16 protein-coding genes are annotated in these 13,823 nt (G+C 63.3%); 2 read left to right on the plus strand and 14 right to left on the minus strand.

From position 1 onward, the window contains the following. Positions 1–211: 211 nt before the first annotated feature. Positions 212–358, plus strand: a complete 147-nt coding sequence (locus KLP42_RS13655; protein WP_215567292.1) for a DUF1127 domain-containing protein — start codon at positions 212–214, stop codon at positions 356–358. Positions 359–636: 278 nt separating this feature from the next. Next, a complete protein-coding gene (locus tag KLP42_RS13660) occupies positions 637–780 on the plus strand; it encodes a DUF1127 domain-containing protein (protein WP_215567293.1) in 144 nt (47 codons plus the stop codon). 190 nt (positions 781–970) lie between these two features. Here KLP42_RS13660 and KLP42_RS13665 read toward each other — a convergent pair whose 3' ends face one another. The 14 genes from KLP42_RS13665 to KLP42_RS13730 form a co-directional block, all read right to left on the minus strand. Continuing rightward, a complete protein-coding gene (locus KLP42_RS13665; protein ID WP_215567294.1) occupies positions 971–1,195 on the minus strand; it encodes a hypothetical protein in 225 nt (74 codons plus the stop codon). A 45-nt stretch (positions 1,196–1,240) separates the two neighbouring features. Continuing rightward, positions 1,241–1,504: a hypothetical protein gene (locus tag KLP42_RS13670; protein ID WP_215567295.1), complete on the minus strand. Its 264-nt coding sequence runs from the start codon at positions 1,502–1,504 to the stop codon at positions 1,241–1,243. 325 nt (positions 1,505–1,829) lie between these two features. Further along, positions 1,830–2,777, minus strand: coding sequence for an NAD(P)H-dependent flavin oxidoreductase (locus KLP42_RS13675; RefSeq protein ID WP_215567461.1), 948 nt, complete (start codon positions 2,775–2,777; stop codon positions 1,830–1,832). Positions 2,778–3,025: 248 nt separating this feature from the next. Next, positions 3,026–3,247, minus strand: coding sequence for a hypothetical protein (locus tag KLP42_RS13680; RefSeq protein WP_215567296.1), 222 nt, complete (start codon positions 3,245–3,247; stop codon positions 3,026–3,028). 379 nt (positions 3,248–3,626) lie between these two features. Further along, the gene (locus tag KLP42_RS13685) at positions 3,627–4,544 is read right to left on the minus strand and encodes a PhzF family phenazine biosynthesis protein (RefSeq protein WP_215567297.1); all 918 of its coding nucleotides are present in this window, start codon (positions 4,542–4,544) and stop codon (positions 3,627–3,629) included. Between the two features lie 91 nt (positions 4,545–4,635). Beyond that, complete coding sequence (locus tag KLP42_RS13690; protein WP_215567298.1) at positions 4,636–5,157, minus strand: hypothetical protein; 522 nt, start codon at positions 5,155–5,157, stop codon at positions 4,636–4,638. Between the two features lie 339 nt (positions 5,158–5,496). Next, complete coding sequence (locus tag KLP42_RS13695; protein WP_215567299.1) at positions 5,497–6,522, minus strand: ABC transporter ATP-binding protein; 1,026 nt, start codon at positions 6,520–6,522, stop codon at positions 5,497–5,499. After that, positions 6,510–8,204 carry an ABC transporter permease gene (locus KLP42_RS13700; RefSeq protein WP_215567300.1) on the minus strand — a complete coding sequence of 565 codons (1,695 nt, stop codon included), beginning with the start codon at positions 8,202–8,204 and terminating at the stop codon, positions 6,510–6,512. The genes KLP42_RS13695 and KLP42_RS13700 overlap by 13 nt, the downstream gene beginning before the upstream one ends. A gap of 13 nt (positions 8,205–8,217) precedes the next feature. Continuing rightward, positions 8,218–9,201: an ABC transporter substrate-binding protein gene (locus tag KLP42_RS13705; protein WP_215567301.1), complete on the minus strand. Its 984-nt coding sequence runs from the start codon at positions 9,199–9,201 to the stop codon at positions 8,218–8,220. Between the two features lie 111 nt (positions 9,202–9,312). After that, positions 9,313–10,155 carry an SHOCT domain-containing protein gene (locus tag KLP42_RS13710; protein ID WP_215567302.1) on the minus strand — a complete coding sequence of 281 codons (843 nt, stop codon included), beginning with the start codon at positions 10,153–10,155 and terminating at the stop codon, positions 9,313–9,315. Positions 10,156–10,284: 129 nt separating this feature from the next. Further along, positions 10,285–11,511: an aminotransferase-like domain-containing protein gene (locus KLP42_RS13715; RefSeq protein WP_215567303.1), complete on the minus strand. Its 1,227-nt coding sequence runs from the start codon at positions 11,509–11,511 to the stop codon at positions 10,285–10,287. Positions 11,512–11,774: 263 nt separating this feature from the next. Continuing rightward, positions 11,775–12,509: an amino acid ABC transporter ATP-binding protein gene (locus tag KLP42_RS13720; RefSeq protein ID WP_215567304.1), complete on the minus strand. Its 735-nt coding sequence runs from the start codon at positions 12,507–12,509 to the stop codon at positions 11,775–11,777. Next, positions 12,487–13,146: an amino acid ABC transporter permease gene (locus tag KLP42_RS13725; RefSeq protein ID WP_215567305.1), complete on the minus strand. Its 660-nt coding sequence runs from the start codon at positions 13,144–13,146 to the stop codon at positions 12,487–12,489. Before KLP42_RS13725 ends, KLP42_RS13720 begins: the two co-directional genes overlap by 23 nt. Then, on the minus strand, positions 13,143–13,814 hold the full coding sequence (locus tag KLP42_RS13730; RefSeq protein WP_215567306.1) for an amino acid ABC transporter permease: 672 nt from the start codon (positions 13,812–13,814) through the stop codon (positions 13,143–13,145). Before KLP42_RS13730 ends, KLP42_RS13725 begins: the two co-directional genes overlap by 4 nt. Positions 13,815–13,823 lie beyond the last annotated feature (9 nt).

Raw genomic sequence — 13,823 nt, forward strand, 5'->3', positions numbered from 1 at the left:
TCGCTTGCCGCACGGCCCGCTGCTGCCCGTTTTTCGCTCATCTTCGGCCATTTTTCTTAACGATTTTGGCAGAGCGATGCAGCAGACGCATAGGTGTCATACGGGATGGGCGCTGTTCTTATGCGCGCTGCAGCATATACTGCATTCAATCGATTGAGAAACAGGCCGGGCGGCACAGCCCCGGCACCTGACACACCAAAGGACGACGACCATGAACATCGCACGCTCGCTCAACAACTGGCGCAAGTACCGTCAGACGGTTTCCGAACTCGGCCGCATGTCGGACCGCGAACTGAACGACCTCGGCATCGGCCGCGCCGACATCCGCCGCATCGCTCGCACCGCCGTCGGCATCTGATCCGCAACGATTGGCGGCCCTCGGGCCTCTTCCAAAACGCCTCCCATTCGGGGGGCGTTTTTTTTATGCACTGCATCTACCCTGCTCGTCCGGCAGCAGCTCAAATTTCGGCCAAAGCTGCAAATTTCGGCATCACATTGCACAAATGCATGGCAGTCGCCTTGTTTTTGCACTGCATGATATTGTTATGCGGATGTATAAGAACCTCATCGCCGGTGACGAGATCGTGAGGATCACGGTTCGGCCGGCAGGCAAAACAAAGTCTTGAGGAAACACCCATGAACCCGATTCGTCTCGCAAAGAGCTGGATCAGCTACCGCCGCACGATGAACGAGCTTGGCAATCTCTCGAACCAGGCCCTCAGCGATATCGGCCTGACCCGCTACGACATCCGTTCGATTGCTGCCCGTTCGTTCCGCTGATTGCGGACGCTGCCAGATCTCAGACAGAGCACCATGAGCGTGCACTGACATGAGCATGACTGCACAGCCCCCAGGCTCTCGCTTCGGGGGCTTTATGCTGTCCGGATGATCCCGACGAAAAAGGCCCGGCAGCGGATGCTGTCGGGCCTTTTTTGATGCGCTGTCCTTGCCGGCATGCCGACGCTGCGGCTTACTGCACCAGAGCGGTGCGCTGCATCAGCTTCAGCGTGTGGTCCGGCTGAACCTGATAGCGTTCCTGGTAGACCTGGCCGTGATCGACCACGTCCTGTGCGACCCAGTCACCCACCGAGTGGATGCTGAGCCGGCCATTGGCGGCATGCCTCAGGTCTTCCGCAAACACGACGGTACTGGCGCCGATCAATGCGGCAAAGGCTAAAGCAATTACGCGTTTCATTTCGCTTCGCTCCTTGAATGATCCGGAAGACCCTGGGCGCTCCGCTTACTGGCTTTCCAGCAACTGATCGCTGAAGAATTCCAGGCTGCCGTCCGGCTGAACAATATAGGTGACACGATAAGCGTCAGCGCCGGCATAGATCTTGTCGTAGACCGGAGTACCGGCCGGCGACTTGTCCAGATGGGCTGTTGCTTCCGTCTTGAGCACCTTGTCGCGGATCGCCGGATCCGGAACGGAGGTGAAGGCGAATGCGGCAGTCGAACCGGCAAAGGTTACGGCGAGGGTCGTGGCTGCAAGCAGCTTTTTCATGGGAGTAACTCCTTCTTCTGTCTCCTCGCGCCGTTCATTGCGACGCACCATGGACATGGGAAGGACATCGCGCCGAAACAACGGCGCAAACGGTAACCTTAGTGTGTCCGTTTTGCGAACAGTGGCGAGCCGACAGGTGCGAGAGGGAGAAAGTATTTTATTTCAACGCTTTAGATTACAAGACGCCGTCGCGATATCCACTGACGGGAGGCAGGTTCCAGCCGTCACAACGATGTGACATCACCGCAGACGGGAAGCGCGACGTTCGCGCCCCCCCCCCGTTCTGCCGGCCCGCGACCGGCAAAATGACCACCTGCGGCAGACGTCACGGCTGCTGCAGTGCAAAAGGATCTTCGGCGGCCCGTCGCATGGCGCGGCGATAGTCCGCCTTCAGTTGCTGGCAAAGCTCGGCCACCGACGGAATGTCGTGGATGGCGGAAACCCCGTGCCCTGCCGACCAGACGCTCTTCCAGGCCTTCGCCTCGTTACCGAGATCCATCGGCCCATGCGACACAAGCGCGGCCGGATCGAGACCGGCGGCCAGGATGCTGGGCTTCAGGAAGTTGGCATTCACCCCGGAAATGGCGTCGGTATAGACAATGTCGCCGGCGCTGGCCTCCCGCGTCATCTGCTTCTGCGCCTCGCTCACCATGGATTCGCGGGTCACGAGGAAGCGCGTGCCGAGATAGGCGAGATCTGCACCCATCAGGCGGGCGGCGGCAATCTGCTCGCCGGTGCTGATCGCGCCGGAGAGCAGGATGGTGCCGCCGAAGAAGGAGCGGATTTCCGGGATGAGCGCAAAGGGGCTGAGCGTGCCCGCGTGGCCTCCGGCACCGGCACAGACGGCGATGATGCCGTCGACACCGGCTTCGGCCGCCTTTTCCGCGTGGCGTCGGCTGATCACGTCGTGGAAGACGAGGCCGCCATAGGACTGCACGGCCTTCACCACATCCGGCACGGCACCGAGCGAGGTAATGACAAGCGGCACCTTGTGTGCCACCACCGCCTTCAGATCCGCCTCAAGGCGCGGATTGGAACGATGAACGATGAGGTTGACGCCGAAGGGCGCCGCACCGGGATGCGCGGCGAGCCTCTCGCGGATCTCGTCCAGCCAGGCAACGAAGCCTTCGGTCGTGCGTTGGTTGAGCGCCGGGAAGGTGCCGACCAAGCCGGCGCGGCAGGTTTCCACCACCAGATCTGGCCCGGAGGCCAGAAACATGGGCGCGGCCACGGCCGGCAGGCTCAGCGTCTCGAATGATTTCGGCAATGGCATCATGTCCTCCCCAGGCGCAAGCGATGGCAGATCCTCCGGGACAGGTATAAACCGCAGTTTACGTAAACGGCAAGTTTGAATTGGACAACCGATCTCAGATCGGGCGAGAACGGCGGTCCGGACATGCAAAAGGCGCGGGGCCTTGCTCCCCGCGCCTCGATGTGAGCACCCTTCCCTCCCGGCTGCGGGAAAGGCATGATCGGCCTGCCGCGCCAGCCTCGGCACCGGATTCGCGGCTCTCTTGCAGCTCAGTGATGGCCGCGGGCGGCCGCCACCATGTCGCGCAGTACGTCCTCGCGCCGCACCCCCTGGCGATAAAGCTCAATGGTGATGGCGGCCAGCCGGTTGGTCTCCTCCTGATCGTCCTCGGGGCAGATCTCGGCGCGAAGACGCTCGAAAACCTGTTGGCAGCGCGCCAGATCCTCCGAATTCAGGGGATCGTCGCTTGGCCTTTTCTCGCTCCTGATCATCAGGGTCTCCTTGCATTTCGAATCACCATCCGGGCCCGGCGGCAGCCTTAGGCCTGAACAAGACGGCGACAATCTGTCTGTTGGGTGGTGCGGGGCTGACCGCGACACGCGAAGCGGATGCAGGCCGCCGCCTTTCATCGGGTGTCGTCGGGTGTCAGCGACCACGACGCCCGGGCCGGCAGGACATCAGCGGGATCGCGCCACAAGCAGCGTCAGGCGCGACTGGATACACTCATCCGCCGACTGACCGGCACGCATCGTTACTGCAACTTGAATGGTCGGAGCATGCATCGTCCTTCTCCCGCACGGCCCCAATAACGACAGGGCGGGAATCCGGTTCCGCCTTCCGTCAAAGATATTCGCCGGCCGTTGCCGTCGATCAGAGGTGGAAGATGCCGGAGGCTACCCTGACCGCCTGTCCGCCAATGCGGGCACGGGAAATGCCGCCATCCTTCACATCCATGTGAAGGTGGATATAGGAGGGGCGGCCCATCTCCACCCCCTGCTCGATCAGCAGCGGATGGTGCCCGTCGGGCAGAGCATCGAACTGGTGGATGGCGCCGGCAAGGGCTGCAGCGGCGCCGCCGGTTGCCGGGTCCTCGGCAATGCCCATGTCGGGCGAAAACATCCGCGCATGGAAGCGGGCCGCATGATGGACGCCGCCCCGGCAATAGGCATAGACCGAAGCGAGGCGCCCCTCCACCAGCGGTGCCGCCCGCTCCCACAGCGTTGCGTCGAACTCGATCGATTCGACGGCCGCCAGATTGTGCAGCGGGATCATCAGGAAGGGCACGCCCGCGGTCCAGATCGCCGGCATATGATTCTCGAAGCCGATCTCCGAGAGCTTGATGCCCAGCGCATCGGCAAGCCCCTGTCGGTCAAGACCGAGCTGGATACGCTGCGGATTGCGCGGCAGGTCAAACTCGGCAAAGCTTGCCTCTCCCTCGGAGAGCCGCACGGCACAGCGCACCGGGCCGACATTCTCCTCCAGCACGCAGACGAGATCGAGATCCGGCCGCTGCTGCGCGTGCCGCCATTCGGCCAGCGCAATGGCAGCCCCGACGGTCGGATGGCCGGCAAAGGGCAGTTCGCGTGTGGGCGTGAAGATGCGCAGTCTTGCCGCATGCGCCGGATTTTCCGCCTTCTGCACGAACACCGTCTCGGAGAGGTTCGTCTCGCGGGCCAGTGCCTGCATGGCCTCGTCCGTCATGCCATCGGCGTCGAAGACCACGGCCAGCGGGTTGCCCTGCAGCGCCTTGTCGCTGAAGACGTCATAAATGGCATAGTTCAGACCCAAGGCAGCCTCCCCTTCTCCCGTGCAGTGTCCTGGCCGGACAAAACAATGCGCGCCAAGGTGCCCGAGACGACACGGCGGATCAACCCGCACCTTACGGCTTGCGCGCGAAAAAGAAGGGAAGGATGATCAGCGTCAGGTCGTGATAGACATGCGCCTGCCCGTCCTGCGGATGCGCCTGCCCGTCCTGCGGATGCGCCTGCCCGTCCTGCGGCCTCAGCGCAAGGACCGCATCGATCTCCGGCTCCGCCTCTTGCTGCATGTGCCGCTCCACCCGGCGGCAGATCTCGTCGGCCGTCTGGGACAGGTGAAAGAAGCGAAACACGAAGAAGCGCCGGTTGAAATGCACGGCATAAAGCCGGTCTTCGGCCCGCGCCTCGCGCTCGAGATCGAGCCCCGTCTCTTCCAGCACCTCGCGCGTCATGCTGCCGAGCACATCGCAGCTGCCATCCTCACGCATGTCCGACAGATCGAGCGAACCGGTGGCGAAATAGACCTTGCCGGCATTGGCTGTATGCGGCGCCATGCGGATCGCGATCGGCAGGCCATCGGCGGAAATCGGCACGGCGCTGGCATTGAGGAACAGGCGGCAGGGCGGCCGGTCTGCTTGCGCCACCACATCGTCGTGGCAAAGCCGGTGGCGCGCGCCGTGGCGTGGATCACGCCATCCCGCAGCACCATCTCCTCCGGCAGCAGCACCTCGCCGTTGAACAGCGCCGGATTGGCCGCCACCTCCGCGGCCCAGTTTTCGGCAATCTCTGCGCCCGCGAGCTCCTCCAGCCGGTGACGACCGGGCGCGACCTGCATCTCGATACCGGCGATCTCGAAGACGGTCCGCTCCGGCGGCCAGGCGTTCAGTATCTCGGTCACGGCAAGCTCCGTTTTGAAGGGATGGCGCAGGCAAGGCGTCGCCGATCGGCTGACGACACAGGGACAATAACGCCCCGCCCGGCGCTTACAACCGCCAGGCCGAGCGGATGACGACGCGGATGCGATCACCGACGGCAACCGTCCGGCGGCTGAAGGCACGCAGCGTCTGGTCATCGGCAAGTCTGAGGCGCAGTGCATGGCGCTCGCCTTCGAAGACGGCGGCTTCCACCACCACATCGAGGCCTTCGTCCGAAAACACCACATCCTGCGGCCGCACAAGAACATCGGCAAGATGCGCGCCGGGCTTCGGGACGAAGGATGGCTGCAGGGCGGGCCATTCCAGCGCGCGATCGCCGCTGACCGGCCAGGGAAGCTTGAGGATCGCCCCCTGCCCGATCAACCCACCGACGATGCGACCCTCCGGCCGCGCATAGATCTCCTGCGGCGGCGCGACCTGCAAAAGTTTGCCCTCCGCCATCACAGCCACATCGGTGGCCAGCGCCATGGCTTCCGCCTGGTCATGCGTCACATAGATCATCGTGGCACCCGAACGGGCGTGAAACTCACGAAAGGTCTCTTCCATCTCCTGGCGCAGATGCCGGTCAAGATTCGCCAGCGGCTCGTCGAGCAGCACGACGTCGGGATCGGTAACGAGGCAGCGGGCCAGCGCCACACGCTGACGCTGGCCGCCGGAAAGATCGGCCGGGCGGCGGTCGGCATAGGCGTCGAGCCTCACCGCCTCCAGCGCCTCGCGGATCTTGCGGTCGCGGGCGTCACGCGAGAGCCCGCGAACCTTCAAGGGATAACCGACATTATCGGCCACCGACATATGCGGCCAGAGCGCATAGGACTGAAAGACCATCGCCATGTTGCGCTTTTCCGGCGGTACCATGGCATTCACATCCGCCAGCCGCCATTCGCCGAGAAAAATCTCGCCATCGCTCGGCTGTTCGAAGCCGGCGATCATCCGCAGCACGGTCGTCTTGCCGCAGCCGGACGGGCCAAGAAGGGCCAGAAAACCGCCTTCGCGGATTTTCAGCGATACGCCGGTGACGGCGGGTTTGCCGGTACCGAAGTCCTTCGACAGGTGGTTGAGGATCAACTGCGCCACGGCACCACTCCTTTGGGCAGCCGGTTCGCCAGGAGTTCCAGAAGAAACATCATGACGACCACCATTCCGACCACCAGCACGGACAGTGCCGAGGCGAGATTGAAGCTGCCGCTGTCATCGAGATTGTAGATCGCAACACCGAGGGTCTGCGTGCCGGCCGACCAGAGCAGCGCCGAGACCGTCAACTCATTGCAGGCAATAAGAAAAACGAGGATCACCGCCGCACCCGCCGCCGGCGCAATGAGCGGCACCAGGATGTCGCGCATACGCCGGGCAAAACCGGCTCCGGCAAGCCGCGCCGCCTCCTCCAGCGATGGATCGAGCTGGCGGAAGGCGCTGGCGATTGGCCTGAGGCTGACGGCGAGGAAACTGGAGAAATAGGCAAACAGCAGGATCCAGATCGTGCCGTAGATCGACACGCCGAACACCGGCAAAGGTGCCGCAAACAAAAGGATACAGGCGACAGCGAGCACAATGCCCGGCAGCGCATAGGGAATATCGGCAAGCGCGCCGATCAGCGCCGCCAGCCGGCGCCCGCTGCGGGCAACGACATAGCCCATCAGCACCGTCACCAGCAGCAGGCCGAAGGCGGTGGCAAGCGACAGCCCGATCGAATTGCGGAAGGCGGTCTGCGTCACCGACTGGCGCAGCAGCACCTCCTCATAGGCGTGGGTGGTCGCGGTCTTGAGATTGAGCGGCACGCCATAAGCGGGCGCCAGCGAACTGGCAACAAGGGCCGCAAACGGCAGGATGAGGATCAGGAGCAGCACCAGCCACAGCAGGATCTCGCTGACCGCGCGCCACCCCTTCAGCTGGAAGACGGCGGTGCGGCCCGACAGTCCGATAATGCGATAATCCCGGCCACGCAGCACCCGCTCCTCGATCAGCAGGCCGGCGACCGAGAGCAATGCGATGAGGCCCGACAGCAACGAGATATCGGCAAAAGTGCTGGGGCCGAAGCTTGCGAACTTCGCATAGATCAGCGTCGGCAGCGTGTAGATCGAGGCGGGAATGCCGAGGATCGCCGGAATGCCGAAATTGCCGACATTCGAGACGAAGGCCATGGCGGCACCGGCGGCAAAACCCGGCAAAGCCAGAGGCAGGATGATGTCACGCAGCACTTGCAGCGCCGAGGCACCGGAAAGCCGTGCCGCCTCGATGCCATCGCGCGGCAGCGCCAGAAGCCCGGCCCTGAGCGCCAGATAAACGAGCGGCGCATTCTGCACACCGAGCAGAAGCGCGATGCCGCCGATCGAATAGAGCGGTTGCGGACTGCCGAGCGGCGGCGCCATGCCGATCGCCTTCAGAAGCGTGCTGGACGGTCCCGTCAGCCCGACCCAGGAGAGCGCCGTCACCTGCGGCGGGATCATCATCGGCAGCATGAAGAGAAAACCGAGGATCCATTTGCCGCGAATGTCGAACAGCGTCAGCAGCAGCGCGAAGCTGCCTCCGATCAGGACGGAGACCAGCATGCCGTAAAACGAGGTGGTGAGCGTGTTCCACAGCGCCGCCCAGAGTCCGGGATCGGACAGCAGTCCATCTCCGCCGCCACGCACCAGCGACAGGATGCCCGTTACGGCAAGCCGGCCAAGCGGCAGCACGCTGAGCAGGAACAGAACGGTGAGCACAAAAGGAAACAGCCAGCGCGGCTGGCTGTTTCCCAAGGTCAAAAAACGGGGCATGGCGCGCCGAAAATCAGCCGTTGCCGCCAAAGATCTCGGAGAAGGTCTTCAGATCCTTGTCGGTGTTCTTCAGGGCGTCGGAGGCGTTGAACGGCATCAGCTTGATCGTGTCGCGCGCCGGGAAACCAGCCGGAACCGGCATGCCGTTGCGGGCCGGGATATAGCCGAGCTTCAGGAAACCTTCCTGGCCCTTTTCGGAGAGAACGTAGTCCACGAACTTCTTGGCGGCATCCTGGTGCTTGGTACCGGCCATGATCGCGACCGGTTCGGTGACGGCAGACACGCCTTCAGCCGGGAAAACGAATTCCACCGGCGCACCCTTCGCCTTTTCGCGGATCGGCATGTAATCGACGACGACGCCATAGGCCTTTTCACCCGAGGCAACCGACTTCAGCACGGCACCGTTGCCACCGGAGGCCGTCGCACCGTTGTCCTTCAGGGCACGGTAATAATCCCAGCCGAGGGCCGGATCGGCGGTCAGCGTCTGGGCATGGATAAGGGCAGCACCCGAGGTCAGCGGGCTCGGCATGGTGACGAGGCCCTTGGCTTCCGGCTTCGCCAGATCCTTCCAGCTGGTCGGCTTCATCGAAGCCTGGGTGTTGTACATGATGCCGGTGGTGATCAGCTTGGTCGAGTAATAGAAGCCGTCGGCATCAAAGAGCGAGGCGTCATAGGCCTTGGCTTCCGGCGACTTGTAGGCCAGCAGGCGCTTGTCCTGCTTCAGGCGCTCCAGCGTCACGGTATCGGCGATCAAGAGCACGTCGGCGACCGGATTGCCGGCCTCGATCTCGGCCATCAGCTTGGCCATGATCTTCGTCGTTCCGTCGCGCACCCACTCGACCTCAAGGCCGGGATTGGCAGCCTTGAAACCGTCGACGGTTGCCTGCGCATCCTCGTTCGGCTGGCTGGTATAGATGACGAGATCGGCAGCGGTGGCGGACGTTGCCAGGGCGCCAAAGGCGACAACAGCGGTCAGGGCGGAAAGAAGCGTCTTCATGGGGCAAACTCCTCGTGAACGTTGCCCCCGCTAAATCATGGCTGTCTAACAGACATGTGACAAAGTCGACCGCAGGATGCAGGAATAACGGCTGCCCCGCCCGGTGATGTGTCAGAGACGCGAGAGAAGCTCCGTCTTCTTGGCCGCAAATTCCGCCTCCGTCAGAATGCCGGCCTCGCGCAGTGCCGCAAGCTTTTCGATGAGGGCAAGGATCGCGCTGCTTTCGGCCATCGGCGCCGCAGCCGGCGATACAACGGGAGATGCCGGAGGCTGCTGCAAGGCGGGGATGGCGACCGGCTCGGTCGAAACGGGTTCGGCCACCTCCGGTGCGGCTGCCGCCGGAGACCAGGCATCAGCCTTGCTGGTGTTGGTGGTGGTCTCGACATGTTCGGCCGGTGCCGCGGACGATGCCCCGTCATCGACGCGCCGCAGGCTGCTGACGGAAAACGATCCGTACTGGCTGGAAAAGGTCAGGCCGGTATTCGAGCCCTGCTGCTGGCCGACGCCCGAGATGAAATGGTCGCCCGTATCGTAGAGATGCACGCCGCCGCCATCCTTGATCGCGAGGCGCCGATGGCTCGGGAACACGGCATAGGCGCTGTCATTCTGCGCCCCGGTGCTGGAAGGGGAACCCAGCCATTGCGGCCACCAGGCCAAGGCGGCGCCGCTGGCACTCGGCAGATGGATGCGCCCCGACGACAAAGCCTGCGACAAGGCATTGCAGAGCCCGTCCACCGTATTCTTCAGCCCGTAATTGAACATGTCGCCGACCATGGTCATGCCACCCTGCATCCACTGGCCGCTGCCGCCGAGTTCGCCGATATTGAACTGCGCCATGGTGCCCTGCCCGCGCTGCACCGCCCAAAGCATGGCAAGGGCCGCATCCTCGCTGACCCCGTATTGACGGGCAATCTCGCCCAGCACGCGGCGTGTATCCTCGGAAATGCCCTGCATCAGCTTGTTCTCCTGCCTTCGCGCCGGCATGCGAAAGCGCCCGGCGGGGCCATGCGCCTGTTATGGCACAGCCCCGCCGGGAAAGCGAAGAGATTGGAGAGGGACGCCGTTTGCTGCCCCAAGCGGGCCTCAGGCGGCCTTCGCCTCCGCATTGCGGATCAGGCGACCGAGGCGCTGAATGCCCTCCTCGATCATCGCCTCGTTGGCGCAGGAGAAGGAGAGACGCAGCGTGTTGGCGCCGGAGCGATCGGCAAAGAAGGCCTGGCCCGGAACGAAGGCTACCTTTTCCGTCTCGATCGAACGGGCGAGAAGTTCTGCACCATCCAGCCCCGCCGGCAGCGTGACCCAGATAAACATGCCGCCTTCCGGCTTCGTCCAGCTGGTGCTGGCCGGCATGTACTTCGACAACGCCGAGAGCATCGCATCACGCCGGGCACTGTAGGCGGCCTTGATCTTCGCCACCTGCGCATCGAAGATCCGCTCGGCGACCGTTGCGATGGCGATCTGATTGATCGTCGAGGAATGCAGGTCGGCGGCCTGTTTCATCAGCACCAGCTTGCGGATGACCGACATGTTGGCGACGACGAAACCGACACGCAGGCCGGGTGCCAGCGTCTTCGAGAAGCTGCCGGAATAGATCGTCCGGGTGTTCTCGATGCCGCCCTTGCGGGCAATCTCGATCGCCAAAAGCGGCGGGATCGGTTCGCCGTTGTAACGCAGCGATTGGTAAGCGCCGTCCTCGATGACGGCGATGTCGAGTTCGTCGGCCAGATCCAGCACCTTCTCGCGGCCCTGACGGTCCACGGTCTCGCCGGTCGGATTGGAGAAATCGGCCGACAGATAGGCGAATTTCACCGCACCACCGTTTTTCGCCGCCGTCTCGCGGTAAGCCTCCGGCGTGCGGTTGCCATTCGGCGTCAGCTGATCGTAGTTCGGCTCGTAGGCATTAAAGGCCTGCAGCGCGCCGAGATAGGTCGGCCAGGTGACGAGCGCGGTATCCTTCGGCGACAAAAACAGCTTGCCGAGATAATCCAGCGCCTGCTGCGAACCGGAGGTGATGAAGACGTTGTCGACGCCGCATGCGATGCCGATCTTCGCCATTTCGCCGACCAGCCATTCGCGCAGCGGCTTGTAGCCTTCGCTGACCGAATACTGCAGGGCGGCATTCACCTGCGGGCTCGAAAAGATCTCCGAATAGGCATCCTTGAAGGCCACGTCCGGAAACAGCGCGGGATCAGGAATGCCACCGGCAAAGGAGATGATGTCCGGTCGCTCCAGCAGCTTCAGCAGTTCGCGAATTTCCGAGGCGCGCATCCGGGACGAACGCGTCGCAAAGATATGATCCCAATCGAGCACCGATGTTTCCTCATATTTCAATTCTTCTGCCCCACGCTTTACACAATATCCAACAGGTCAGCAATACTGACCTATCAAAAAGAGGCCTTCCCCGGCATGTTTTTGACGGGTCTCGGACTCTTCCGGCTCCTCCCGGATGGCTGCATGAACGGCAGGCAGGTTTCCCTACCAGAATCGCCCGGCACCGGGAAGAAGAACGACAAAGGCGACGGGAGCTGCCCGCCGCCTTTGTCGTGTGCTTGGAATGGCGCAGGGAAGCCGGATCAGGCGTGTCCGGTCATGCCGAGGAACTGGCGCAGCTCCGGCGTCTGCGGATTGGCGAACACGTCTTCCGGCGGGCCGATCTCGTGCACGCGGCCCTGATGCATGAAGACGACGCGCGAGCAGACGTCGCGCGCGAACTTCATCTCGTGGGTCACCATCAGCAGCGTCATGCCTTCGGCCGCCAGTTCCCGCACCACGGCGAGAACCTCCGACACCAGTTCCGGATCGAGCGCCGAGGTGATCTCGTCACAGAGCAGCGCGATCGGCTGCATGGCGAGCGCACGCGCGATTGCGACACGCTGCTGCTGGCCGCCGGAAAGCTCGTCGGGATAGGCATCGAACTTGTGCGCGAGGCCGACCCGCTCCAGCATCCGCCGGGCCATGGCTTCCGCTTGCGCCTTCGGCACCTTCTTGACCACCATCTGCGACAGCATCACATTGCCGCCGGCCGTCAGGTGCGGAAAGAGGTTGAACTGCTGGAAGATCATGCCGACCTTGAGGCGCAGCGCCTTCAGGTGCACCTCGTCTTCCGCCAGTTGCGCGCCGGCGACCGAGATCGAGCCGCCGCTGATCGTCTCCAGCCCGTTGATGCAGCGCAGGAGCGTCGACTTTCCCGAACCGCTCTTGCCGATAATGGCAATCACTTCGCCCGGCTCTACATCGAGATTGATGCCCTTGAGCACCTCGTTGGCGCCAAAGCTCTTGCGAACCTCAGTGATTTCGATGAGCGACATTGAGCTTCCTTTCGAGGATCTGGCTGCTCTTGGACAGGGGCCAGCAGAGCGCGAAATAGATGAGAGCTACGAAACCATAGACGGTGAAGGGCTGGAAGGTGGCATTGGTGACGACGGTTCCGGCCTTGGAAAGCTCGACGAAACCGATGATGGAGGTGAGCGCCGTGCCCTTGATGACCTGCACCGAGAAGCCGACGGTGGGCGGGATGGCGATCTTCAGCGCCTGCGGCAGGATCACATAACGCATCTGCTGCAACCGGCCCATGCCGAGGCTGGCGGACGCCTCCCACTGGCCGCGGGCGATGGATTCGACGCAGCCGCGCCAGATTTCGGTGAGGAAGGCGGCCGACCACAGGATCAGCGCCAGCCCGGCGGCAAGCCGGGCCGGCACATCCACGCCGAACAGCCCAAGCCCGAAGAAGGCGAGAAACATCTGCATCAGCAGCGGCGTACCCTGAAACAGCTCGATGTAAGAGCCGGTGGCCTTCGACAGCCAGCGACGGGGGCTGATGCGCCCGAACAGCAAGGCGAGCCCCAGAAGACCGCCGCCGATGAAGGAGACGAGCGACAGCAGCACCGTCCAGCGGGCGGCCAGCAGCAGGTTGCGCAGAATGTCCCAGGTGGTAAATTCAATCATGCCGCCTTCCTCCTCGGAAAGAGCGTCCGGCCGATCAGAGCCATCACCTGCCGCACCAGGATGGCGAGCACCAGATAGATGATCGTGGAGACGATGTAGGCCTCGAAGGCACGGAAGGTGCGCGACTGGATGAAGTTGGCGGCAAAGGTGAGATCCTGTGCCGCGATCTGCGAGACGACGGAGGAACCGAGCATCACGATGACCACCTGCGAGGACAGGGCCGGCCAGATGCGCTGCAGCGAGGGCACCAGCACCACATGCCGGAAGGTCTGGAGCGGCGACATGGCAAGGCTTCGCCCCGCCTCGAACTGGCCCTTCGGCGTTGCCTGAATGCCGGCGCGGATGATCTCGCAGCCATAGGCGCCGAGATTGATGACCATGGCGAGATTGGCGGCCGTCAGTTCGTTCATCTGCACGCCGATTGACGGCAGGCCGAAGAAGATGAAGAAAAGCTGGATGAGGAAGGGCGTGTTGCGGATCAGCTCGACATAGAGCCCGACCGGCGCCTTCAGCCAGCGGGGCCCGAGCGCACGCGCCCAGGCGCAGAAAATGCCGAGCAGAATGCCGAGCACCCCGCCGACGGCAATGAGTTCGAGGGTGATCATGACACCCTTGAGGATATCCGGCGCATATTGCGGCAGCCAGCTGAAATCCAGATGGTACTTCACGCGGTGTCT

The organism is Rhizobium sp. CSW-27 (assembly GCF_018760785.1).
Taxonomy (GTDB): domain Bacteria; phylum Pseudomonadota; class Alphaproteobacteria; order Rhizobiales; family Rhizobiaceae; genus Neorhizobium.

What these genes read in the sequence shown, in the direction of transcription:
- KLP42_RS13655 (WP_215567292.1), top strand. Translation starts at nt 212, where the DNA reads ATGAACATCGCACGCTCGCTCAACAACTGGCGCAAGTACCGTCAGACG.
- KLP42_RS13660 (WP_215567293.1), top strand. Translation starts at nt 637, where the DNA reads ATGAACCCGATTCGTCTCGCAAAGAGCTGGATCAGCTACCGCCGCACG.
- KLP42_RS13665 (WP_215567294.1), bottom strand. Translation starts at nt 1,195, where the DNA reads ATGAAACGCGTAATTGCTTTAGCCTTTGCCGCATTGATCGGCGCCAGT.
- KLP42_RS13670 (WP_215567295.1), bottom strand. Translation starts at nt 1,504, where the DNA reads ATGAAAAAGCTGCTTGCAGCCACGACCCTCGCCGTAACCTTTGCCGGT.
- KLP42_RS13675 (WP_215567461.1), bottom strand. Translation starts at nt 2,777, where the DNA reads ATGCCATTGCCGAAATCATTCGAGACGCTGAGCCTGCCGGCCGTGGCC.
- KLP42_RS13680 (WP_215567296.1), bottom strand. Translation starts at nt 3,247, where the DNA reads ATGATCAGGAGCGAGAAAAGGCCAAGCGACGATCCCCTGAATTCGGAG.
- KLP42_RS13700 (WP_215567300.1), bottom strand. Translation starts at nt 8,204, where the DNA reads ATGCCCCGTTTTTTGACCTTGGGAAACAGCCAGCCGCGCTGGCTGTTT.
- KLP42_RS13705 (WP_215567301.1), bottom strand. Translation starts at nt 9,201, where the DNA reads ATGAAGACGCTTCTTTCCGCCCTGACCGCTGTTGTCGCCTTTGGCGCC.
- KLP42_RS13710 (WP_215567302.1), bottom strand. Translation starts at nt 10,155, where the DNA reads ATGCAGGGCATTTCCGAGGATACACGCCGCGTGCTGGGCGAGATTGCC.
- KLP42_RS13720 (WP_215567304.1), bottom strand. Translation starts at nt 12,509, where the DNA reads ATGTCGCTCATCGAAATCACTGAGGTTCGCAAGAGCTTTGGCGCCAAC.
- KLP42_RS13725 (WP_215567305.1), bottom strand. Translation starts at nt 13,146, where the DNA reads ATGATTGAATTTACCACCTGGGACATTCTGCGCAACCTGCTGCTGGCC.